Here is a 22466-nt window from a genome sequence, read left to right as displayed (position 1 = left end):
GTCAGGATTTCCCCTCGGAGAGATCGACGGAGCCGCCATGCCCGCCTTGCTCGGTGTTGCGCACGGCCTGCGTGGTCGTGGATGTGCCCTGTTGAATGGCTTGCGCCGCCTTGATGCGTTGCGCCCAACGGGGCGAGCCGCCGGCCGAACCGCCGCCCTCGGCTGCATGAGAGCGATCGACTCCGCTGCTCCGTGCTTCCGCCTTCTGACGAAGCGGGCTTGCGGTTGCCTCCGCCTCATCAGCTCCGGTCATGCCGCCGCGCAAAACGCTAGACACACCAGAGCGAAGGGAAGCAGCCGCCTTTGCTGAGCCGGATAAGGCAGCACCACCGAACCCCGCAGCTCCTGCCGCGAGACCAGCGCCAGCCACGACAAGGCCGCCTGCCGCCAATGATGCGCCGGCAGCGCTACCGGCGCCCAGCTGCGGCCCGCCCGACACCAGCCCATTGGCAATGCCCGGTCCGAACAGCCCAAGACCCAACAGGGACAGCGACGCCAATACCAGAGCCATGGCGCTGTCGATCGTCGGCGGTTCCCCCCCGGCGGCTTGTGTCAGCTGCGTGAACAAGCTCGATCCGATGCCTGAGATCACCGCCAGTACGAGGACCTTGATGCCAGACGAGATCACGTTGCCGAGCACCCGCTCGGCGGCAAACGCGGTCTTGCCGAACAGACCGAACGGGATCAGCACAAAGCCGGCGAGTGTCGTCAGCTTGAACTCGATCAGGGTGACGAACAGCTGGATCGCCAGAATGAAAAAGGCGAGCAGCACGACCACCCAGGCAAACAGGAGAACGGTGATCTGCACGAAGTTCTCGAAGAAGCTGACATAGCCCATCAGGCTCGAAATCGCCTGCAACAGCGGACGCCCAGCGTCGAGCCCGACCTGCGCAATCTTGCCCGGCCGCAGGAAATCCGCAGTCGACAGCGCCGAGCCAGACGCCTTCAGCCCCAACGCAGCGAAACTCTCGAAGACGACGCGAGCGAGGCTGTTCCAATTGCCGATGAGATAGGCGAAGACCCCGACGAACAGTGTCTTCCGCACGAGCCGCGCGATCACGTCGTCTTCGCCGCCCCATGCCCAGAACAATGCGGCCAAGGTGACGTCGATGGCGACCAGCGTCGTCGCGAGATAGCCGACCTCGCCACCGAGCAGGCCGAAGCCGCTGTCGATCGACCGGGTGAACGTCTCCAGGAATTGGTCGATGATGCCCGTTCCGGTCACCGCGCAACCTCCTCAATTGGCTGTAAAGCGATCCGCAGATCGGCCACTCATGCTCAGTGGAACATCTGCACGTTCGATGGCTGGTAGCCCTGCCCCGGCGTCAGGAAGCGCCGGAGCTGCTCGCGCCCCTGATCCTGGGCAGCCGCGCGCTGCGCCGTGTCGAGGCTTTGTGCCCTGCCCTGTGCGGCCACTGCGGCGGTGAGATCGGCCAGCTGTTGCGCCTGCAACGCCAGGATCTGGTTGCCGGCCTGGGTGACCTGCAGCGCACCGGAGGCGCCCTGGCTTGCGGTGACCAATGCGGCCGATTGGCCCCTGACGGCATCGAGATTGGCGACGACACCCGCCTGGACCTTCAGCGCGTCCTGAAGCGCCGCAACCGAGGTCTGCCAGCGTGACTGCGCGTTATCGACGAGGTCCTGCGCGGTCGCATTCGCTTTCGCCGGCGCATAGGTCGTCGCAAATGCGCGATCGATCTGCTGAACGTCGTAGGCGAGGCGCTGCGCCTGTTTCAGAAGGTCCTGCGTGCGCTGGATCGACTGCTGCAGCTGTGCTAGAGAGGAGTACGGCAGGCTCGCGAGATTCTTCGCCTGGTTGATCAGCATCTGCGCCTGGTTCTGTAGTGACAGGATCTGATTGTTGATCTGCTGCAGCTCACGCGCGGCAGTGAGGACGTTCTGGGCGTAGTTGTTGGGATCGAACACAACGAGTTGCGCCTGCGACGGCGGTGCCGAAGCGAGGAACATCACAGCGACTGAAGCTACCCATCTCGGCATCCACATCACGAGCCCCTCTCCAGGTTCTCAAGATTCGGGATGAGATCGGCTGCCCAGCCCGCACCTCGCTGTCGGAGCCACGCCGCGGCAAACTCCTGCTTCCCGGCCGCCGCCCAAACCTCCGACACGGCCAGTTGGTCTGTCTTGGACGAGACCGCCGAGAATGCGAGTGCCACCTCACCCAGCCCCAACTCGAACATCCGATTGCCGCGGCGCGACTGGCAGTAATAGTCCCGCTTCAGGGTTGCGCGGCTGATGAGCTCGATCTGGCGATCATTAAGACCGAACCGACGATAGATCGCCGCAATCTGCGGCTCGATCGCACGCTCATTCGGCAGCAGGATCCGGGTCGGGCAGCTCTCGATGATCGCGGGCGCAATCGCCGAGCCGTTGATGTCGGAGAGCGACTGGGTAGCGAACACGACGGAGGCGTTCTTCTTGCGCAGGGTCTTCAACCATTCCCGCAGCTGGCCGGCGAAATCGGCATCATCCAGCGCCAGCCAGCCCTCATCGATGATCAGGAGCGTCGGCCGGCCGTCGAGCCGCTGCGCAACCCGGTGGAAGAGATAGGACAGCACGGCGGGAGCGGCGGCCGTCCCGATCAGCCCCTCGGTCTCAAAGGCCTGGACTGATCCATCTCCGAGCGCCTCGTGATCGGCGTCCAGCAGCCGGCCGTAGGCGCCATCGAGGCAATACGGCTTGAGCGCACGCTTCAAACTATTGGACTGCAGCAGCACCGAAAGGCCGGTCAAGGTGCGCTCTGCCAGCGGAGCAGACGCCAGAGACGTCAAGGCCGACCACAGATGCTCCTTCGCTTCCGGGGTGACCACGATCTTCTCGCGAACCAACAGGCTCGTGATCCAGTCTGCCGCCCAGGCGCGCTCGGTCACGTCGTCGATCCCGGCCAAGGGCTGCAGGGCAACCGAGCTCTCGCTCTCGGCCGCCAGCGCACCGCCGAGATCGTGCCAATCACCACCCATGGCAAGCGCTGCGACCCGCATTGAGCCGCCGAAGTCGAAGGCGAAGATTTGCGAGCCGGGATAGCGGCGGAACTGCAGGGCCATCGTTGCCAGCAGGACCGATTTGCCCGCACCAGTCGGCCCGACCACCAGCGTATGCCCGACATCGCCGACATGGAGCGAGAAGCGGAACGGCGTCGCCCCTTCCGTCCGGCCAAACAGCAGCGGCGGAGCCTTCAGGTGATGATCGCGCGTCTCGCCGGCCCAGACGGCCGAGAGCGGAATCATATGCGCCAGATTCAAGGTCGACAGCGGCGGCTGCCGAACATTGGCGTAGACATGCCCAGGCAGACCGCCGAGCCACGCCTCAACCGCATTCACGCTCTCGGCCATGCAGGTGAAGTCGCGGCTCTGGATGACCTTCTCCACCAGCCGCCGCTTCTCGTCCGCTCGTGCCGGCTCCGCGTCCCAGACGGTCACAGTCGCGGTGACATAGGCCTGGCCGACGTCGTCGGAGCCGAGGTCCTGAAGCGCCGCGTCGGCATCGATCGCCTTGTTATGCGCATCGGTATCCACCAGGCTCGCCGCCTCGTTGGTCATCACCTCCTTGAGAAGGGCAGCCAGCGATTTGCGCTTGGCGAACCACTGCCGGCGGATGCGCGTGACGAGCTTCACCGCATCCTGCTTGTCCAGCATGATGGCGCGGGTCGACCAGCGATAGGCAAAGGCCAGCCGGTTCAGATCATCCAGGATCCCCGGCGTCGTTGCCGACGGAAACCCGACGATGGTGAGCACACGCAGATGAACCGATCCCAGCATCGGCTCTAGACCGCAAGTGAGCAGCTGGTCGGCCAGCAGGCCGTCGAGATGCATCGGGATTTCGGGAACGCGGACGCGCTGTCGCTGGGTCGAGACCGTCGAATGCAGGTAGCTCAGCACGGCCTCGTCACCGAGCCACGCGCACTCCGGCATGAAGCCGGCGATCAGCTGCAGGATGCGATCGGTGTGGTCGACGAAGCCGCGCAGGATCTCCCGGCCGTTGACGGCATCGGATTGCGGCCGGCCCTCGTAGAGCACGCGTTCGGACCGTGCGACGTCCTCGCGCGGCGGCAGGTACAGAAACGTCAGAAAATAGCTCAACTCGTAGTGCGCCCCTTGCTCCTCAAACTGAGCCTTCCGCTCGGCATCGACCAGGGCGGACGCGGCATCCGGAAACACGCAAGGAGGATACGCTCCCGCCGAATGACGTTGCGCCTCCACGAAGATGGCCCAGCCCGATCCCAGCCGCCGCAGCGTGCTGTTGAGGCGGGCAGCGACAGCCACGAGCTCGGACTCGACCGAACTCTCCAGATCAGGACCTCGGAAACGCGCCGTCCGCTGCAGCGAGCCGTCCTTGTTGAGGACGATGCCTTCATCGACCAGCGCAGCCCACGGCAGAAAATCCGCAAGACGGATGTTGGTGCGGCGATATTCGGCGAGATTGAACATGGCTTTACTCACTGACCGAGATGACCGGGAATACGCAGATGGCGGCGCACCACTTCGATGAAGGATGGATCACGCTTCGCAGCCCACACCGCGATCATGTGGCCAACGAACCAGAGCAGCAGGCCCAAGAACCAGAGCCGCAGACCGAGGCCCAGCGCGGCCGACAGTGTGCCGTTGACGATCGCGACAGAGCGCGGCGCACCACCCAGCAGGATCGGCTCAGTCAGGGAGCGATGGACCGGCGCGACAAAACCTTTGACCTCTTCATCCATCAGATCACCACCCCGCCGCCGAAGGAGAAGAACGACAGGAAGAAGCTCGAGGCGGCAAAGGCGATGGAGAGCCCAAAGACGATCTGGATCAGCCGCCGGAAGCCACCCGACGTCTCGCCAAACGCTAAAGATAGCCCGGTCGTAATGATGATGATCACGGCGACGATCTTGGCGACCGGCCCCTCGACCGACAGCAGGATCTGATTGAGCGGCTGCTCCCAGGGCATGTTCGAACCGGCGGCGCGAGCGGGGGTATCGAGCAGCATCAATAGCGCCGTCGCAACGGCCCAACTCGCCGGTAATGCTCTTTTCGGTATCGTCACCAGTGATCTCCCATGTGTGCGAGGACGTAGTCTCCGGATTCAGAAAGCCCCTCCACGCGCACGAGCTCGCTGAGGCGGCGCGTGCGACCGCGGCCGGTCAGCACGGCGATCACGTCGATGGTTTCGGCAATCAGGGCTCGCGGCACGGTCACCACCGCCTCCTGGATCAACTGCTCCAGCCGCCGGAGCGCGCCGAGCGCAGAGCCCGCGTGAATCGTACCGATGCCGCCGGGATGCCCCGTGCCCCAGGCCTTCAGGAGATCGAGCGCCTCGGGACCGCGTACTTCGCCGATCGGAATACGATCCGGCCGAAGGCGCAAAGACGAACGAACAAGATCGGAGAGCGACGCCACGCCGTCCTTGGTCCGAAGCGCGACCAGATTGAGCGCATTGCACTGCAGCTCACGGGTATCCTCGATCAGCACAACACGATCTGATGTCCTCGCGACCACTTCCAGCAGCGCGTTGGTCAGCGTGGTCTTGCCCGTTGACGTGCCCCCGGCGACCAGGATGTTGCAGCGATCGAGCACGGCTTTCCGCAAGCCATCAGCGTGCACCAAGCTCATGATCCCGTCGGCAACGTAATGGTCGAGCGTAAAGATCGCGACGGCCGGCTTGCGGATCGCGAAGGTCGGCGCGGCGACGACGGGCGGAAGCAAACCTTCGAACCGTTCGCCCGTACCCGGCAATTCCGCCGAGACGCGCGGGGATCCCGCATGGACCTCGAGCCCGACATGGTGGGCGACGAGACGAATGATCCGCTCGCCATCATCAGCGGAAACCATCTCGCCCGTGTCAACCAGACCAGATGCCAGACGATCAGCCCAGAGCCGGCCGTCCGGATTGAGTATCACCTCGACCACAGACGCATCGTCGAGAAGGAGCTCGATTGCCGGCCCCAGGGCTGTCCTCAGCATGCGCGCGCCACGCGAGGCAATCTGCGTTTGAGCGATCCCGGTCACCCCTGATCTCCGATTCGTCCAAGCGCACGCGCGGCGCGCGAACCGGATGATCAAAGAATGCAGCAACTCCGACCGAGCAAGATCACCCTCACCTTCGGTGCGCTCTGGCGAAGAAAAGCGTAGACGCTGAGCTTGGGAGGCGCTTCTGGAAGGCGACCAACGAGTTGGCGTCGCATCTGACGAACTGCCGCATCTCAAGGCACGGCCACTCGTCATACCTCATGAGTTGTTGATCAAATTTGTGCGCAGCGGATCTGAGGCCGTCGGATCGACTGCCTCATCATTTGCCTTGAGCCGCCGGTTCCTCGATCAGAATAGATAGTTGGGAGTACGATCCGAAATCGTCAGCGTGCCTGTCCAATTGTAAAATTTGATCGATCGCCTACAGCGGATGGCGGGCAATCTGACTCACCCCATTTTGTCCCGCACAGCGGAGACATTCAGCCGTACGTCCGCAATGGCTTGCTCCGCCAAATCCATTTGCTGCCGGATTGATCCTACCAATTCGTCTGCCGCGCTTGGAGCAAGGCTTTCGCTTTCACATTCACGCGCAATCTTCTGTAGGAGGCCGCGCCATGAAGACAGCTGCTGCTCCAGCATGTCGGCCTGTATCACAAGTGCGGAAGATAGGTGTTCCGCGACAAGTGCGTTCAAGTGGGGCACTGGTGACTGCTCCACCAGCGCGAATGTCTTTAATGACCGTGGGAACTGGATTATGTTTGGCATGTGCCATTCACCATCTAAGACGCAGGACAAAAGATAGGCCGCAGATCTCTTCACCCTCGCCCGCTGCCTTCATTGCAATGTGGCAACGACGGCAAAAGTGCGTACCTCTGCTTGGCTGATGATGAAAAAGGGCCTTGTCGATCTGCCAATCGGCCATTTTTGGGCGTCGTGGCTCCTCCGACGCACGCACTCATAGACGATCAGGAAGGGCAAAGGTACGCTTTGCCCTTCACGACGAATGGTCTATGCCGCGCGGACAGTGTCCAAGAACCGTCCCACCTCGGCCTTCAGGCGATTGCTGTCGGACGACAGCGCCTGGGCGGCGGTCAACACCTCCGAAGAGGCCGAGCCGGTTTCGCTGGCGCCGCGCTGCACCTCGACGATATTGGTCGAGACATCCTTGGTGCCCTGCGAGGCGTGCTGGACATTGCGCGAGATCTCCTGGGTCGCGGCGCCCTGCTCTTCCACCGCCGCGGCGATGGTCGAGGCGATCTCCGACAGCCGCTCGATGGTGCCCGAGATCTCCTTGATGGCGCCGACCGACTCCTGGGTCGCGCTCTGGATGCCGGAGATCTGCTGGCCGATCTCGCCGGTGGCCTTCGAGGTCTGCTCGGCCAGCGCCTTAACCTCGGTGGCGACGACCGCGAAGCCGCGGCCGGCTTCGCCCGCGCGAGCCGCCTCGATGGTGGCGTTGAGCGCCAGCAGGTTGGTCTGGCCGGCGATGGTGTTGATCAACTCGACGACATCGCCGATGCGGGCGGCCGCCTTCGACAATTCGCTGACCTGCTCGTTGGTACGGCGCGCCTGATTGACCGCCTCGTTGGCCATGCGGGCCGATTCCTGGACCTGGCGGCTGATCTCGGTCACAGAGGAGGACAACTCCTCGGTGGCAGAAGCAACGGACTGTACGTTGCTTGAGGCGAGCTCAGACGCGGAACTCACCGTCGTCGTCAGCTCCTGTGACCGCTCGGCGGAACGGCGCAGCGTATTGGCGGACGTCTCCAGCCGACCGGAGGCGGTCGATACGGCGTTCACGATGTCGCCGACGGTCTGCTCGAAACGGCCGGCGAGGTCCATCATGTCGCGGCGACGGTTCTCAGCCTGGCGACGCTCGTTCTCCTTCTGCTCAGCTTCGAGGGCCTGAACGCGGATGGCATTATCCTTGAAGATCTGCACGGCCTTGGCCATCTCGCCGACTTCGTCGCGGCGATCAGCATAAGGAATATTGACGGTTAGATCGTTGTTGGCGAGCCGGCCCATCGCGGCGGTCATGCTGGTGATGCCGCGGGTCACGGCGGAGTTCAGCACCAGCAGTGAGATCACCGCGATCAAGGCCATCAGAACACTGCCCGTCATGATCGCCATCTTTGATGATGCGAGCGCCGCTTCTGCGGCATCCGCGCGAGTCTGCAGAAGCGAAGCCTCCATGTCGATGGCTTCCTTCACCAGCGCGCGCAGCCCGTCCATGTATTTCTTGCCGGCGCCAGAGGCTTCCAGCTTGCGCCCATCCTGCACGGTCTGCGGATTGCGCATCAGCGCGATCTCTTTTTCAGCGACGTCCTGGCGCCAGCCCGCGGCTGCCTTCGCGATCTCGTCGAAACGGCGCTGCTGAACCGGATTGTCGGAGGTCAGCTGCTTCACCTCCGTGAGCGCCTTCTTGAAGGCGACATCGGAATTATTATAGGGCTCAAGGAAATTGTCGGTGCCACCGACCAGGAAACCGCGCACGCCGGTTTCGGCATCAACCATCGCAGAGACCAGCGCCTTGGTCTGATCGATGACCTGGTAGGTGTGGACGGTCCAGCCGTTGTTCTGGGCGAGCGTGCTCAGGTTCTGCCAGGTGATGAAGCTGGCTACGACAGAGACGATGATTGTCAAAAGGAAGCCGGCGCCCAGCTTGCGCGACGTCTTCATGTTCATCAAAGACGAAATCATATTCGATCCTGCGACCTAAGGCCGATCCATGGCGGTTGAGCAACTGAATTTCCTGCGCACATGATCGTCCTACGCCCATCAAATGATGGTTAACATCTTTTCCAGTAGTAATCCGGGCTTCTGGTACAATTGCCAGCCTCACCACTGGTCCTGTGCGGTCGGATCCCCACGAAAAATGGGTAGTCCGGAGGACGATCTGTAACCGGCTCCGTCCTCGCCGAGTGCGAAGCTGCGCCGATCGACTGCCGGCGCTTTCGCCTTCCCTCCTCCTGGAATCGCGAACCACAAAAGGGCTGCCGTCTGCAGCGCCACGTTCGCGCCGAATGCCACTTGGTAGGCGACGGCCGGATAATGACCGTCCTGTGGAATCCATTGTCCCACCAAAAGTCCTGTCCCGTATTGCGCAAGGAACCCCCATCCGAAGTGCACGACGTTCAGAACGCCATTCGCTCGCCCGGCCATCTCCTTTGGAAAATAGTCCGAGATGATCGCAAAGCTCAGCACGGTTGCAGATCCCACAATGGCAATCATCAGCCAGGGGCCGATCGACGGCAGCGGCAGTCTTAGCACCAGCGCCAGTTGGGCCAGGATGAACAGCACCGCCACGAATGCGAGCAATTTCTCGGGCCTGATGCCCTTTCCACGGGTCCAACTCGCGAGCATCCCGAGCAGCCAAGCCCCAAGACTGAGCACAACGGCAGTCGCACAGAGCGCGGTCACCGCCTCCGTGCGTGTCATTCCCTCCACGTCCGCCAGCCACGCGGGCGCCCAGAGACCTTGCATCGACCAGGCCGATCCGATGCAGGCGCCCGACAGCGGCGCGATCTTCCAGAAGCGTCTGTCGGCCAGAATCTCTCGCAGACCGCCAGCGGCTGCTACGGATGACGTTTCGACGTCCCGCTCGGGGACCAGGAAGAAGATCAGGATCGCCGTACCCGCTGTGGTCACGGCCAAGATATCGAACAGATCCCGCCATCCAGTCTTGGCCAGCACCGCTTCCGCCGGCAGCGTGGCGGCAACGGCACCAAGCGCGCCGAGCATGACCATGTATCCGTTCACGAGCGCGACGCGCTCGCGTGGGAACCAGAGAACGATCGCCTTCAGGCCGGCGGTGAGAGCAGCTGCGACGCCAAGGCCAATAACCGCGCGCGACATCAGGAGCGAGAGCGGCCCGGTCGAGCGCGCGAACCCGGCTGCGCCCACCGCCGCGACCAGCAGCAGCGCGCTCTGAACGCGCCGCGGCCCGTACCGATCGAGCATCACGCCGACCGGGATCTGAGCGGCCGCGAGCACCAGAAAGTAGACTGCAGTGATCAGGCCGAGATCGGCGGCATTCAGGCCTAGTTCTGCGGCCAGACGCGCAGAGACGACGCCATTGATCGTCCGGAACAGGTACGAGAGAAAGTAGCCGGCCGCGAATGGCACGAAGACCAGAGCCACAACAGCCCAGCCGGCGATGCCGCGGCCGTGGTCATTGGCCTCAGCATCCTTCCTCCCGAACATGTAGTCCGGCTCGGCCTCTCGGGGACAGTTGCGGTATGGCTGCTCAGCGCAGCGATCCCTCTGCAAGGCGAAAGGGATCTTCGCCGCCCTCCCGGGCGGCCGGCACACCCCAGGACACCTCAGTCACTGGCACAGCGGTTCGGCCGTTACTGACGCGACGGGTCGGAGCTCCGAACGGCAACGGCTCGTCATCCTGCTCGGAAGAACGATCCTCCGTGATACGCTCTCGAACCTCCCCTTCACCGCGTCGGGTCGCTGGTGCCTCACCAGGACCATCCGCCGAAGCTTGGGTGGCCCGATCGCGCCCGAAAGACGTCAAGGCCAAATGATAGCGGGCATGAAGGCCGACGGTGTCATTCAGCGCCTTCAGATCCCGCTGAATAGCTTCGAGCTGCTCCTCCAACCCCACTAGTCGATCCTGCGACGGCACTCCTTTATCCGCCGACTCACAGAGGAAGCGCTCCAGTGCCTTCTCCACCAGGATCGCGCGATTCACACATCGCTCGTCGGTTGCGCTCTTCAGACGGTCGAGAATTTCAGCGGAGAGCTGCAGAGTGATCTTTTTCTTCATTGTACGGACCTCATTTGGTCCGTCCTTAAGCCGCTTCTCGGTTCATCGCACGCGTGCGCCAGAACGCGTCGCGCTCCTGCGCATAAAAGGACGCTCTGGCGTAAGCTGGCCGGACGTCGGCTTGGTGGATGACAGACTCTCAGCGCAAACCGCGGTGCCCCATGAGCCCGCCGACGCAAACGCCGCGTTGAGAAGGCAAACCCGCGCTAAACCATGACAGGGCAGAGCCGCCCTTAGGCGGCTAATCGAGCCATGAGATGCTCAACCGTCGCTTTCTGATCCTCGGTATGCTTCCAGAGGATCACTGCCGATTGACCGTTCGTTCGCGCGATCGCTCCCTTGAGGTGCGAGCCTATCCCCTCGATCGCGAGCTCAAGCTGTCGATCAGTGGCTGGAAATGGCGCATCTGCCTGCTCGACCATGGCCCCACCAAGCGATAGGTCCCGCACGAGCACGTTGATGGTCTTACCATCTGTCGTGATGACGCCCGGCCGGCCAATCTCTGCGCGCGTAGAACGCCGCCTATCCACGTCTCCCGTGGATGTCCGAATCACACGAACCAGCGTCTCGCGCAAGAGATCGACCTTCTTGGCGATGTCGAGCGATCCATCTCTGATTTGAGATGCACGCCGCCCAGTTTCACTCGCCTCTCGGGACACGGAGGCAATTTGAGTGGCGACCTCCCGAGCGGCATGGGACGTCTCTTCGACGGTGCGCGAGATCTCCAGTGTCACGCCATCCTGTGCTTGAATAGCGTTTGCGATCGTCGAAGAGACAGCTTCGACGTTGCGGATCACCTCACCAATCGCTCCAATCGAGGCTACCGAGGCCTGTGTGGAACTCTGGATTTCGCTGATCTGCTGCGCGATCTCACTCGTTGCCCGCGCCGTTTGCTCAGCGAGTGACTTGACCTCGGAGGCCACCACAGCAAATCCTCGTCCCGCTTCACCGGCCCGAGCGGCCTCAATTGTTGCGTTGAGAGCGAGAAGGTTGGTCTGGCCCGCGATCTCGTTGATAAGGTTGGTAACCGCACCGACCTTGCTTGCCGCTTCCGATAGCTTTGCCACGGTGGTCTGGGCCTCTGCCGAAGCTGAGACAGCGCGAGCGGTGAGTTCTCGCGACGATTTCACCTGTGCTGCGATCTCTGAAATCGACGTTGCGAGCTGTGCAGATGCACGCGCTACGGTTTGCGTATTGGCCAGAGCCTGCTCTGCTGCGGCAGCGACACTGCTGCTGTTTTTCCCGAGCGTGAGGGCGCTCTCGGTCATTGAAGACGCGTTTCCGGCCATTTCTTCCGTTCCGCCCGCGACTTCGCCGACGGCTTTGTTGGTCTCACGCTCGACGGTCTCTGCCATGTCCCGCAAGGCTTTTGCCTTCATACGGTCCATCGCCTGAAGTCGCTCGCTCTCCTCACGGGCAATTTCGTTCGCCCTCTCCATCGATTTGATCTTGAATTGCGCGATCGATCTCGCCATGTCGCCGAGCTCGTCCTTCCGAGCCAGACCTGGCAGCTGAATGTCGAAATCGCCGCTGGCAAGCCGGTCGAGCGCTGCCGTCATGCTGGCCAGCGCTTTTGAGGTTCGACGGGCAATCAACAGCGTAATGCCGCCGACTATCACAATGACTCCAAGCGCTGCCCAAATCACTTCGCTCGCACTGTGCCAGACCTGGGCCTGCATATCGTCGATATAGACGCCCGTTCCGACGACCCATCCCCACGGTTCAAAACCTGCGACATATGACAGTTTGGGCTGCGGCGCATCCTTGCCCGGCTTCGGCCATTGATAATCAACAAAGCCTGCGCCTTGCTTCTTCACAACGTCAGCAAACTCCACAAAGAGACGCTTGCCGCTTGGATCCTTGTTCTGGCTGAGGTCCTGACCGTTGAGCTCCGGCTTGAGCGGATGCATGACCATGCGCGGCGCCAGATCATTGATCCAGAAATAGTCGCCGCTGCCGTACCTCAGCTTTGCAAGGCGGTCGGCCGCGCGCTTCTGCGCATCGACCATCGATGTGCTGCCGCCATTCGCCTTATCGTACTCGTCTCGGACTATGCTCAGCGCGTTCTGGACGAGATGCTGGAGCTCGCTCTGCCTCTGCTGCCGGAGAGAGGTCGACAGATTCAGCGCCTGAAACAGCGCCAGACCGAGAAGACCACAAAAGCTTAAGCCGATAATCGCGTAAATTCGAACGGACAGACTGATCCGCATGCACACACCAAAGCTGTATGTAAAGGTTGCGGCGCCGGTGCCGATACCTTGAACGAAGCTGATGCGAACAGCTTGCATAACCATTAAATATTGTGGCCGTTAAATTACGGCCGTCATCTTTCCAAGACAGCACTCTGAGTCAGGTTCCAGCGCTGGAACTCGGCTTATCCTTATGGCTGGATGGCTCTTCCGGGAAATTTCTGACGAAATCCTCGGGGATCTCCCGCAAAAAGCTCTGCCCCTTTTGCAACCGCCGGCCTAGCGCCTCGACGAAGCCTTCGAAGCGCTCACGCCCCTTGAGATTCGCAGCGGGCTGCGCCTCGTTCGGCAGTGGTGGTGTTACGGTCAGCCAAAAGCGGACGAACAGCGCAAGCGTCTCGGCGAGAATGCCGACGTCGCGCTCCAGTCGCTGCATCTGTCGTGACAACCGGTCGAGCCTGCGCGTGAACGCCGCCTCGCGCCGGTCGGCTCCGTCGGGCGACAGAAACGACAGCACGGCGGCCTCCACGATCGCCGAGCGCGACAGCTTTTTGCGGTCGGCCAGTTCGGTGATCTGCTTCAGAAGCTCGGGTGGGAAATAGACATTCATACGATCACGCATCGTGCGATCCTCAGAGACCGAGATCGTCGCCAGGATCGAGCGCCGCTTGGCGCGCGACACCCACCATCGTCGGATCTCGACTACTGCTGGGAAGAGGCGCTTGGTCATCATCATCGAGCACGAGCGAGAACTCGTCAGCTGGGTCCGCTGGCACCGCTTCACTCGCAATCGCAACGTGCTCAGGTAGCTCCGGCTCGCGGCGCAAACCACCATTGGCCTGATCCTCGCTCGTCGGCGATCTCGCCTCCGACTTGGCCAGCACCGGCGCGATCGTTAGCAGAGCTGACCAATCGTCTGCCCTCCGCAAAGTCTCGGATCGCGCCAGCTCCGGTGGCGGCATGATCCGCGCGACAAGCCGCGGGTCCTCGAAGTAGCGAACCTTCTTGGCCCGGATCGGCGGTGCGCCCGCGACCATGACAACCTCATCGGTCGGCGGCAGCTGCATCACCTCGCCCGGCGTCAGCAGCGCCCGCGGGGTTTCCTGGCGCGAGACCATGAGGTGGCCAAGCCAGGGCGCCAGCCGATGACCGGCATAGTTTTTCATGGCGCGCATTTCGGTGGCTGTGCCAAGCGCATCCGAGACACGCTTGGCGGTCCGCTCATCGTTGGTGGCGAAGCTGACCCGAACATGGCAATTGTCCAGGATCGCGTTGTTCGGCCCATAGGCCTTTTCGATCTGATTGAGCGACTGGGCGATCAGAAAGCTCTTGATCCCATAGCCGGCCATGAAGGCGAGCGCAGATTCGAAGAAGTCGAGCCGCCCGAGCGCCGGAAACTCGTCCAGCATCATCAGCACGCGATGCCGCCTCGCTCGCGCCTGCAGATCCTCGGTCAGGCGACGGCCGATCTGATTGAGCACGAGCCGGATGAGCGGCTTGGTGCGGGAGATGTCGGACGGCGGCACGACCAGGTACAGCGTGGCCGGCTCCTCGGCCGCGATCAGGTCAGCGATCCGCCAGTCGCAACGGCCGGTGACCTCTGCTACCACAGGATCGCGGTAGAGCCCGAGGAACGACATCGCGGTCGACAGCACGCCCGATCGTTCGTTCTCGGATTTGTTCAGGAGCTCGCGCGCGGTCGATGCGATCACGGGATGTGGTCCTGCCTCGCCGAGATGGGGCGTTGCCATCATCGCCATGAGCGTGATCTCGATCGACCGCTTCGGATCGGACAAGAAGGCGGCGACCCCCGCCAAGGTCTTGTCTGCTTCCGCGTAGAGCACGTGCAGGATGGCCCCAACCAGCAGCGAGTGGCTGGTCTTTTCCCAATGGCTGCGCTTCTCGAGGGAGCCTTCAGGATCCACCAGCACATCGGCGACGTTCTGCACGTCACGGACTTCGAAGGCGCCGCGCCTGACTTCCAGCAGGGGATTGTAGGCGGAGCCCCTTGGGTTGGTCGGATCAAACAGCAGCACCCGTCCATGCCGCGCGCGGAAGCCGGCCGTCAGCTGCCAGTTCTCGCCCTTGATGTCATGGACGATGGCTGACCCAGACCAGGTCAGAAGCGAGGGCACCACGAGACCCACACCCTTGCCGGAGCGGGTCGGCGCAAAGCAGAGGACGTGTTCGGGTCCGTCGTGACGGAGATAGCACGGCCCCAGCCGTCCGAGTACGACACCGTCGTCACCGAGCAGCCCGGCCTTCTCCACCTCCGCCGGCTCGGCCCAGCGCGCAGATCCGTAGGTCGCAACGATCCGCGCCTCACGCGCCCGCCACAGCGACATGCCAATGGCGGCAGCAACAGCCAGCAGGCTCCCCAGTGCCGCAATCGCCGCGCCTTCGGTGAACACGGTCGGCGCGTAAGCGTCATAGACGAACCACCACCAGAAGAACGCCGGCGGCCAATAGACCGGCCATCCTGCAACGGTGAACCAAGCGGGTCCCAGTCGTGGCTGGAAGGCGAGACGCCACGCCGTCCATTCAGTCGCGCCCCAGACCGTGAGCAGGACAATCAACGAGACGGCAAGGACTTGGCCCCACAGGATCCTGGTTGCCGGCATGTGCGCTCTCCCGATTGAACTAGAGGCCAAGGTCGCGCTTGCGACCGATCTGCCATTCGATGCCGCCGGCCTTGGCGAGACCAGTGACGGATTTGCCGAGCCGCTGGTCGATCTCGCGCGACCACGGCACGAGGTGGAATCCGAGACCATTGTCGATCAGGGCGAAGCGTCCCGAGGCGAGCGCGAGCCGCTGACGGTAGGTCCCCGCAACCGGCGCGCCAGGCTCGACCGGCAGATGCGGGAGCTTGAGCTCGGCGGACATCCTGGCACCGACCGTCTCGAGCTCCCGCTGCCGCAGCGTCTTTAAGAGATCCCGCTGGACGACGATCCGCTGGCCATCACGCCGGGCCAGTCCTTGGCTCACGAGATGCTCGGCCCTAGCACGGAGTGCGTCCCTAACCTCGGCACCAAAGCCGCCATGGGCCAGCGGCATGGGCTCGCGCTCGACCAGCCGATGGTCGAGCCAAGTCGCACCCTCGGCCCCGATTTGGTCGGCCAGGCTGAGATCGGACCGCGTCGCCAGCACCAGCGTCGGCCGTGCCTCGTCTGATCCGCCGAAGCGGCGAACCTCGACGATGCCGCCGGCCGGCGGCGCTTGTGCAAAGGCTTCGAGTCCACGGAACCGGACGTGGTGCGCTCGGCCATCCACGCCATCGATCACGGCAAAGGCCTCGCCCGTCAGTTCGTCATGCAGCCCGCGGTCGACCAGCCGGCCAACGATCGGCGAGGCAGCCTCGAATCCCTCTATAGCGTAATCCGCGATAGCCCGCCCTTCGCCACGGGCAGCGAACGCCCGGTGCATGGTCTTGATGATGTCACCACGCGTGCTGAGCTCCCAGAGCTTCCGCTCGGCCCCGAGCTCGAACATCCACTCGTTCGGGCCCGCCGCTGTCGCGAGCCCCAGCCGTTCCAGATACTGCAGACGCCCGCGCATGAGTCCGACGACCTGCCGATCCGGAAGACCGGGCGCGTCTTGACGAAGATCGATAGCACCGACTTCGTCGGCCGCCATCCGGATCTCGCCATCGAGCCGCGTCCAACGGTCGGCCGTGATCTCCTTCTCCAACGCGCTGCGGATCTCGTGCTCCGGCTTCGGACCGAGCTCGAGCCCAACCAGCTCCTCAGCGCGAGCGCGCAGGCCACGGCTGATGTAGTCGCGGGAGATCACGAGATCCGCGCCCGTCTCGTCGACGCCGCGGACGAGCACATGGATGTGTGGATTATCCGTGTTCCAGTGGTCGACAGCGATCCACTCCAACCGCGTCGAGAGATCGGCCTCCATCTGCCGCATCAGGTCGCGGGTGAAGGCCCTGAGGTCCACCATGTCGGCGGCATCCTCCGGCGAGACAATGAAGCGAAAATGATGCCGGTCACCTTTGCCCCGCGCCTCGAAGCCAGCCTCATCGGCATGATCGCCTGCCGCATCGAACATCCGCGCCGGCCCGCCGTTCCGCGTGACGCCGTCCCGCTTGAGGTAGGCCAGATGCGTCGCCAGAGGCGCTGACCGAAACGCACGCCCCTTGTGTCTTACGATACGCGCCTTGACCGTGACCCGGCGGGTCGGCGCAAACAGCCGCTCTCGGCTGAAGCTCACCCGGCCCCGCCCGAAGGTCGAATGAGCCCGTACTGCGTAGCGTCCATTCACGACTGACAACGGCGGCATGTGCCCCGCCGCATTCGCCGCCCGCAGCACGCGATTGATGAAGCTCTTCGCCTTGGCGCTCCGCCCCTGACGAATGCGCCCCGGTCGGATGCGGAACTCGCGCTCGCTCGTGGTCATGCGCGGCGCCCCAGGGCCGCCGGAAAAACTACAGTGCCGAAAACAACATTGATCTCACTACTAAAAGTGCAGAGCGCGGCACGCGCTCCGACCGACCGGCACGGTTGAACACAAGCCATGCCAATGGCTTGGCGTTCAACCGGCGAGCCGCTTTTATCTTGCCCTGAAAGCTCGCCCCCTTCCGGCTTGCTCTCTACGGCCCTATTAGTTCGTATGTTGGCGCGTCTCGTCGTACTCCAGACGGGTCCAGAGAAAAAACGGCGATACCGAAACAAGCCGAGAACATTGGCTGCCACCAGCGCGAGCGGCGTGCGACATGACGGCAGTTTGGCAGCAACCAGGAAAGCCGGCTGAGCGGCATCTGACATGTTACGGCAGTGCTCGTCATCAGACGACAGGTCGGCCGGAGATCGGCCGTTAACGGCCTCAGCAACCAACTGAATCTGCTGCAACGAAGGTGCCGGAAGGAGGGCAAACTTCCGTCGTTCGCCGTGCAGTCTAGCGTAGTCCGGACGAGGGCCGCAGGTGGCAACTGCACGATCTGAGTCGTTCGACCAACGAGCCTTTTTGTCGTCTGATCCGGCGCCAGACAAACGCCCGGAGTGCAAAGCGTATGTGCTTCGGGGATGGGATTGCCCGGCACAGCATTCGACTGCGAATTGACCCTCGGTGGTATTGAGCGCACCTAAATCGACGTCCGAGCAGGCGTTAGCACTAGTGCTAACACTGGTGCTAGCAGCACTGCCAAGAGCCCGAAAGCCGCTGCGGCCCTGCTGCGGGTCAGACGGTTTCATTGCAAGTCGGCTGCAGATCGAGCGCATCATTCCGTCTCCCTGGTCCACATGGAAACCGCGCGTCCGATCACATCCGACATCGCCGTCAAACCGAAATACCGGCCGTCCAACGATCTGTCCGACTGCCAGTTCATCAGGAAGATCTGCCCGTCGCCGACGATGCGACAGCCCTGCCAATCCGGCAGCGGACGGCCACGATGATCGTTCGATCGCGCGGCGCCAACTTCAACGCCATCCACGATGATCACGAGCTCGCGGCGACAGACGGTTTGGCCTGGAAGGGCAAGGATCCGCTTCAGCATCGGCACGCTGGCCGGCAAGTAGCCGCTAGCGGCGAGGAACGACGCTAGCTGCGCTTGAGGCCTCACGACTACCAGCTCGGTGACGAACCAGTCGCTGACCGGCCGCACGGCATAGAGCCCGATGGGCACGCTGTCCGAGGCATTCCAGATGAAGCGCGGCCGCAGATCGAGCGCGCTCGTTCCGAGCAGAAGCGAAACACCGAAGAGCATAGCCGCGACGATCGACACGCGTTGTCTCATGGCATGATGCTCCGGCGATGCAGCCAGGCGCGGTGCCGCAGCAGCGTGTATGGCCGCGGCGGCTCATTGGCTGTGAAGCGGTTCTGGACGTGCCGCCAATGATCCGGTGCGACATCCGCTGGGTCGATGCCGAGCGCCTCGATCGCATCGATGTGCTGCAGCACGCGCTCGACCTTCGGCCAGCCGAAAACCTGCAGCAGAATGGCTGCTCCAGGGCCTACGAACGGCACGGTCGCGCAGGCTTCCCCTGGGTAGACAGCCTGCAGAATGTCGATCCGCGACAGCACCGTGCCGTAGTCATTCGACGACCAGCGAACGAACGCAAACACGCTGCCGGGCGTGAATGAGACCACGCGGCGGAAGTGATCGAGCCGCAACTCTTGCACGGTTCGGCCGAAGCGGATGCGGTTCTCGATTCTACCCTGCAGCCATAGCAGCTGGACGCGCGTCAGCTCGCTCATCTGATCATCTCTCGTTTGGACAGGATTGGGAGGCGCTGGAGGGCCCGGCACGAGCGCACAGGAGGCTGCTCGAGCACCCTTGAGGACCGCCCACGCAAAGGCGGCGGGCTTCCAACGGTACGGCGCTGACGGTGCCCGTTAGACAAAATCCGAAGGATTTTGCAGTTAGGTAAGTTAAGGGGCCGAAAAGCTGAACTGTCAGAGCGGGTTAAGACCGATTTCGGTCCCCGATAGCACGAGGATCCGGTCCCCGATGGCACGAGTCTTCCGGTCCCCGATAGCACGAGACAATTCACAGCTTGTCCCCAGCAGCGTTCGATGAGGCACGCTTGGCGAAGCGGCGCGCGATGGGATCCGTAATGGCGGCCGTGAAGTTCAGCCGCTCGGTTCCGTTCGGATCGCGTGTCAGCATGAGCTCGTAACCGGGCAACGTCTGGCGGCGGACGATTTCGCGCAGGTCGTAGGCGAAATGTTTGAGCGGCGAGAGGCTGCCGGATTTGGCGTGGAGATAGCCGAGATCGAAGCTCCAGCCGCAATCCTGATGACCGCCATGCTTGCGCACGAGACGATAGAGCCAGCGCTCCAGACCGCCCGTCAGCGCGAAATAATCGCGGTCGATCGTCAGCACGAGCGCATCGTCGATGACGCCTGAATAGAACCAATCCGGCAGGATCAGCTGCAGCCCGGAGGGCTTGCCATGCGCATCCGCCGTCTCCTTCCACTCGTTGATCCAGGAGAATCGATGCCGCCGGCGCTCGCTCGGCTGGCGGATCGACGTCAGCACGGTCGTCGATTGCAGACGGTCGAGACCTGCTTTCAGACGGTCGTAATCGCGCACGCCCGTACCGCGGCCGACGAACGTCAGGATCTCATACGGCGTAGCCGCCATCAGGCGCGATGTTTTCAGTCCGGCGTCACGCGCTTCGACGATCTGCGACGCTGCCCAGATCAGAACGTCCGCATCCCAGATGGTCGCCATGCCGTGCTCGGGGACGGCCTCGACACGGATCGCGACAGTCCCGGCGCGGAAATCGATCGGCACCACGCGCTTGGTTTTAGCCAGCGAGAAAAACGGATAGGCCATCAGATCCTGCGCGTCGCGCGGGGCGAGATCGCCAGGCAGCGCGCGAAACAGATCGAGCTGGGCGCGCTCGGATTTGCGCAAGTGACGCATGCTCACGCCCGCACAGCCCGCTGTACGCGGCGCTCTTTGCCTGCATAGGGGACGAGACCTGCATGCCGCTTGGCGGGCAGAACCGTGCCCTGCCCGGGATCGGCGGTCGACGTTTTGGTGCCGCGGTCGACCCACGCTTTGAGGTCGTCGAGCGCATAGACGACGCGGCCGCCGATCTTGCGATAGGTCGGGCCAGTGCCGTAGGTCCGGTGCTTCTCGAGCGTGCGGCCGGACAGGCCGAGATAACGCGCAGCCTCGGGCGTACGAAGAAAGCGCGGCGGAAGACCGGCCAAGGAATCGGACATCTGGCAACCTCCAGGACAGACCTGCGCGCTTCCTCGTAGTGCAGCGCGTTGCCGGTCAGCATGGAGGCGTAGGCCAGCGAAGGGGGAGGCCGCAGATCGAGGTGGCCGTTTCCGGCCACCTCCTATTGGATGCGAGATGCTATTCGTCCTTGCGCGGCGGTCGCAGGAGTTGCCGATATCCCCCGCGGATCAAGGACAGGCCGTCCTCGACCAAACGTCGGGTTTGGCTGCGCACTTCGCTCGTTTTCCAAGCGCGCGCAGGAATGCGCGCTGCGCCGAACAGCACTTCTGCAATCGTTCGATGACTATGACCCTGCTGCCAACCATCGAGCGCGCGCAAGATCAGCACCAGGCGCCTGCGGCGCTGCTCCGTCAAGCCGTCAGAGGCGGGTCCAAGCGGCTGCGCACGCAGGGCACGCCAGAGACGGTCGGCAGCCTCGTTGCGCATCTTGAAGTCGCGGTCATACGGCAGCAGTGCCGCGTAGGACACCGCGCTCAACGGCTTCCTGCGAAGCCACACGCGGTGCTGGCTTGCGCCGATTCGAGCGACGACATGCCAGCCGTCTGTCGCTCGGCGCAGTTGATCCGGCGCGAACGACGGCAGCTTTACGAGCGGCGCGACGACCGGCATATGCTCGCCGATCTCGACAAGCGCCAGAACAGTCGACAACTCCTCAGGCGCCCAGAACACAGGCTGGGCGTCGAAAGGCAGCGCGGGATCAGCGGCGAAATATCAACCCCCAATGCTTCCGGAAGTTAGCAGGCGCACTGCGATCAAGATGAGCTATCGCCGAAAACTCCGTACAATAGTTCGGTGACCGGCGAACACTCTCCCAAGCAAAGCCTGGGCGGTCCGCGCGATGAATGTTCGCGTAGGCCTTGGGTGAGCGCCAATCGAATTCCGACATCGTGCTGTCCTCATCAGGTTAGGACTGCAACGCAATAGGCCAATGATGGCGCCATTTAAGATTGTTGAAGGGATTCTCGACTCGTGCAGGTACATGGATGCGGATGACTGCCACGACCAACTACACGATTGCTTGAGGCGATCGAGTTCCGTCCTGGTTGCACAACTTCAGGTCTCTGGAGGACTACGTAGAAAGCCCTTGTAGCCTTCCTCCGACAACCACTTTGCACGCGCAAGATGACTATCGAACGCGCGGCGCGCACGTTCGGGTTCGCGGAGCGGATCAATGTGCAGAACGATCTGCGCGACCTCTTCCCAGTCAGCGCCTGCCTTCTGCGCGTCGAGGAGGCGGAGATAGGTGACGAGGTGCTCCTCGTCATAGCGCGTCAGGACGGGATCGGACGGAGCCACGTCGTCGACATCGGGATCGAGCGGGGGAAAGGACATCGGTCAGAAACCCACAAAGGCAAACACAACTCTCATTCTTGGCCGACAGCAGACGGAGCACTCTCTACATCCGACGAGGCATCGGGGACCATTAGCCAACGTAATCAATCGCTTGGTCCCGCTTTGTAGAAAATACTCCGTGGTGAAATACTCGACAAGCCTGTGCTGTCTTGGAGATGAACATCCGAGACGTCTTGGCCGCCAACTTGAAGCGCTTGCGCCGAACCAAGGGCGTTTCGCAGGAAGAACTCGCCCACCGCGCCGATATCGATCGGACCTATATCAGCCTGGTTGAGAGAAGCCGCAATGCCGTTTCGATCGACGTGCTCGCCGCTCTCGCGGCTGGCCTCGGCGTCGAGCCGGCAGACCTGTTGAAGCCGACGCCGCCGACACTGGATCTCAACAAGAAGGGGCGACGTATTAGAAACCGGTAATGCCAAAGCGTGCTCAAAATTTGGCGTTGGCCGAGGGAAGTTCGTTGACCGCGCCAACGGGCGCTCATCCGGTCG

The 22466-nt window shown here is 62.9% G+C and carries 21 protein-coding genes; 1 reads left to right on the top strand and 20 read right to left on the bottom strand.

Annotated elements, in window-relative coordinates:
* Position 1 precedes the first annotated feature (1 nt).
* The 20 genes from trbL to ACVILH_RS10775 form a co-directional block, all read right to left on the bottom strand.
* Positions 2-1225 (bottom strand): P-type conjugative transfer protein TrbL, encoded by a 1224-nt coding sequence (gene trbL / locus ACVILH_RS10870; RefSeq protein WP_456712885.1) that lies wholly within the window; start codon positions 1223-1225, stop codon positions 2-4.
* 53 nt (positions 1226-1278) lie between these two features.
* Positions 1279-2004, bottom strand: coding sequence for a P-type conjugative transfer protein TrbJ (trbJ, locus tag ACVILH_RS10865; RefSeq protein ID WP_456712884.1), 726 nt, complete (start codon positions 2002-2004; stop codon positions 1279-1281).
* On the bottom strand, positions 2004-4445 hold the full coding sequence (trbE, locus tag ACVILH_RS10860; RefSeq protein ID WP_456712883.1) for a conjugal transfer protein TrbE: 2442 nt from the start codon (positions 4443-4445) through the stop codon (positions 2004-2006). Before trbE ends, trbJ begins: the two co-directional genes overlap by 1 nt.
* Before the next feature lie 8 nt (positions 4446-4453).
* A complete protein-coding gene (locus tag ACVILH_RS10855; protein ID WP_456712882.1) occupies positions 4454-4717 on the bottom strand; it encodes a VirB3 family type IV secretion system protein in 264 nt (87 codons plus the stop codon).
* Positions 4717-4983, bottom strand: coding sequence for a TrbC/VirB2 family protein (locus tag ACVILH_RS10850; RefSeq protein WP_456712881.1), 267 nt, complete (start codon positions 4981-4983; stop codon positions 4717-4719). The genes ACVILH_RS10855 and ACVILH_RS10850 overlap by 1 nt, the downstream gene beginning before the upstream one ends.
* A gap of 53 nt (positions 4984-5036) precedes the next feature.
* A complete protein-coding gene (gene trbB / locus ACVILH_RS10845) occupies positions 5037-6002 on the bottom strand; it encodes a P-type conjugative transfer ATPase TrbB (protein ID WP_456712880.1) in 966 nt (321 codons plus the stop codon).
* Between the two features lie 969 nt (positions 6003-6971).
* Positions 6972-8648, bottom strand: coding sequence for a CHASE3 domain-containing protein (locus ACVILH_RS10840; protein ID WP_456716941.1), 1677 nt, complete (start codon positions 8646-8648; stop codon positions 6972-6974).
* 153 nt (positions 8649-8801) lie between these two features.
* Positions 8802-10166: an MFS transporter gene (locus ACVILH_RS10835; protein WP_456712879.1), complete on the bottom strand. Its 1365-nt coding sequence runs from the start codon at positions 10164-10166 to the stop codon at positions 8802-8804.
* Positions 10167-10209: 43 nt separating this feature from the next.
* Positions 10210-10737 carry a hypothetical protein gene (locus ACVILH_RS10830; protein ID WP_456712878.1) on the bottom strand — a complete coding sequence of 176 codons (528 nt, stop codon included), beginning with the start codon at positions 10735-10737 and terminating at the stop codon, positions 10210-10212.
* A 233-nt stretch (positions 10738-10970) separates the two neighbouring features.
* The gene (locus ACVILH_RS10825) at positions 10971-12947 is read right to left on the bottom strand and encodes a cache domain-containing protein (protein ID WP_456716940.1); all 1977 of its coding nucleotides are present in this window, start codon (positions 12945-12947) and stop codon (positions 10971-10973) included.
* A 139-nt stretch (positions 12948-13086) separates the two neighbouring features.
* Positions 13087-13548 (bottom strand): ribbon-helix-helix domain-containing protein, encoded by a 462-nt coding sequence (locus ACVILH_RS10820; protein WP_456716939.1) that lies wholly within the window; start codon positions 13546-13548, stop codon positions 13087-13089.
* Positions 13549-13558: 10 nt separating this feature from the next.
* Complete coding sequence (locus ACVILH_RS10815) at positions 13559-15547, bottom strand: conjugal transfer protein TraG (protein WP_456712877.1); 1989 nt, start codon at positions 15545-15547, stop codon at positions 13559-13561.
* A gap of 19 nt (positions 15548-15566) precedes the next feature.
* Positions 15567-17327, bottom strand: a complete 1761-nt coding sequence (locus ACVILH_RS10810) for a relaxase/mobilization nuclease domain-containing protein (RefSeq protein ID WP_456712876.1) — start codon at positions 17325-17327, stop codon at positions 15567-15569.
* A gap of 820 nt (positions 17328-18147) precedes the next feature.
* On the bottom strand, positions 18148-18663 hold the full coding sequence (locus ACVILH_RS10805) for a S26 family signal peptidase (RefSeq protein WP_456712875.1): 516 nt from the start codon (positions 18661-18663) through the stop codon (positions 18148-18150).
* Positions 18660-19124, bottom strand: a complete 465-nt coding sequence (locus ACVILH_RS10800) for a DUF2840 domain-containing protein (RefSeq protein ID WP_456712874.1) — start codon at positions 19122-19124, stop codon at positions 18660-18662. Before ACVILH_RS10800 ends, ACVILH_RS10805 begins: the two co-directional genes overlap by 4 nt.
* A 292-nt stretch (positions 19125-19416) precedes the next feature.
* Positions 19417-20298 (bottom strand): replication initiator protein A, encoded by an 882-nt coding sequence (locus ACVILH_RS10795; RefSeq protein WP_456716938.1) that lies wholly within the window; start codon positions 20296-20298, stop codon positions 19417-19419.
* Between the two features lie 2 nt (positions 20299-20300).
* Complete coding sequence (locus tag ACVILH_RS10790) at positions 20301-20603, bottom strand: helix-turn-helix domain-containing protein (protein ID WP_434871248.1); 303 nt, start codon at positions 20601-20603, stop codon at positions 20301-20303.
* A gap of 139 nt (positions 20604-20742) precedes the next feature.
* A complete protein-coding gene (locus ACVILH_RS10785; RefSeq protein WP_456712873.1) occupies positions 20743-21273 on the bottom strand; it encodes a DUF2285 domain-containing protein in 531 nt (176 codons plus the stop codon).
* A 49-nt stretch (positions 21274-21322) separates the two neighbouring features.
* Positions 21323-21511, bottom strand: a complete 189-nt coding sequence (locus ACVILH_RS10780; protein ID WP_456712872.1) for a transcriptional regulator domain-containing protein — start codon at positions 21509-21511, stop codon at positions 21323-21325.
* A gap of 167 nt (positions 21512-21678) precedes the next feature.
* Positions 21679-21957, bottom strand: a complete 279-nt coding sequence (locus ACVILH_RS10775) for a DNA -binding domain-containing protein (protein ID WP_456712871.1) — start codon at positions 21955-21957, stop codon at positions 21679-21681.
* 176 nt (positions 21958-22133) lie between these two features.
* Between ACVILH_RS10775 and ACVILH_RS10770 the strand changes: the two genes are divergently transcribed.
* The gene (locus ACVILH_RS10770) at positions 22134-22391 is read left to right on the top strand and encodes a helix-turn-helix domain-containing protein (protein WP_456716937.1); all 258 of its coding nucleotides are present in this window, start codon (positions 22134-22136) and stop codon (positions 22389-22391) included.
* Positions 22392-22466 lie beyond the last annotated feature (75 nt).

This window comes from Bradyrhizobium sp. USDA 4353 (assembly GCF_054063215.1).
Note: the sequence above shows the minus strand (reverse complement) of the source record. Positions and strands in the feature narration are given on the sequence as shown.

Excerpts from the sequence above, each read along its gene's own strand:
- trbJ (WP_456712884.1), bottom strand. The coding sequence starts at position 2,004 with ATGTGGATGCCGAGATGGGTAGCTTCAGTCGCTGTGATGTTCCTCGCT.
- trbE (WP_456712883.1), bottom strand. The coding sequence starts at position 4,445 with ATGTTCAATCTCGCCGAATATCGCCGCACCAACATCCGTCTTGCGGAT.
- ACVILH_RS10855 (WP_456712882.1), bottom strand. The coding sequence starts at position 4,717 with ATGGATGAAGAGGTCAAAGGTTTTGTCGCGCCGGTCCATCGCTCCCTG.
- ACVILH_RS10850 (WP_456712881.1), bottom strand. The coding sequence starts at position 4,983 with ATGCTGCTCGATACCCCCGCTCGCGCCGCCGGTTCGAACATGCCCTGG.
- ACVILH_RS10840 (WP_456716941.1), bottom strand. The coding sequence starts at position 8,648 with ATGAACATGAAGACGTCGCGCAAGCTGGGCGCCGGCTTCCTTTTGACA.
- ACVILH_RS10835 (WP_456712879.1), bottom strand. The coding sequence starts at position 10,166 with ATGTTCGGGAGGAAGGATGCTGAGGCCAATGACCACGGCCGCGGCATC.
- ACVILH_RS10830 (WP_456712878.1), bottom strand. The coding sequence starts at position 10,737 with ATGAAGAAAAAGATCACTCTGCAGCTCTCCGCTGAAATTCTCGACCGT.
- ACVILH_RS10825 (WP_456716940.1), bottom strand. The coding sequence starts at position 12,947 with ATGCGGATCAGTCTGTCCGTTCGAATTTACGCGATTATCGGCTTAAGC.
- ACVILH_RS10820 (WP_456716939.1), bottom strand. The coding sequence starts at position 13,548 with ATGCGTGATCGTATGAATGTCTATTTCCCACCCGAGCTTCTGAAGCAG.
- ACVILH_RS10815 (WP_456712877.1), bottom strand. The coding sequence starts at position 15,547 with ATGCCGGCAACCAGGATCCTGTGGGGCCAAGTCCTTGCCGTCTCGTTG.
- ACVILH_RS10810 (WP_456712876.1), bottom strand. The coding sequence starts at position 17,327 with ATGACCACGAGCGAGCGCGAGTTCCGCATCCGACCGGGGCGCATTCGT.
- ACVILH_RS10805 (WP_456712875.1), bottom strand. The coding sequence starts at position 18,663 with ATGAGACAACGCGTGTCGATCGTCGCGGCTATGCTCTTCGGTGTTTCG.
- ACVILH_RS10800 (WP_456712874.1), bottom strand. The coding sequence starts at position 19,124 with ATGAGCGAGCTGACGCGCGTCCAGCTGCTATGGCTGCAGGGTAGAATC.
- ACVILH_RS10795 (WP_456716938.1), bottom strand. The coding sequence starts at position 20,298 with ATGCGTCACTTGCGCAAATCCGAGCGCGCCCAGCTCGATCTGTTTCGC.
- ACVILH_RS10790 (WP_434871248.1), bottom strand. The coding sequence starts at position 20,603 with ATGTCCGATTCCTTGGCCGGTCTTCCGCCGCGCTTTCTTCGTACGCCC.
- ACVILH_RS10780 (WP_456712872.1), bottom strand. The coding sequence starts at position 21,511 with ATGTCGGAATTCGATTGGCGCTCACCCAAGGCCTACGCGAACATTCAT.
- ACVILH_RS10775 (WP_456712871.1), bottom strand. The coding sequence starts at position 21,957 with ATGTCCTTTCCCCCGCTCGATCCCGATGTCGACGACGTGGCTCCGTCC.
- ACVILH_RS10770 (WP_456716937.1), top strand. The coding sequence starts at position 22,134 with ATGAACATCCGAGACGTCTTGGCCGCCAACTTGAAGCGCTTGCGCCGA.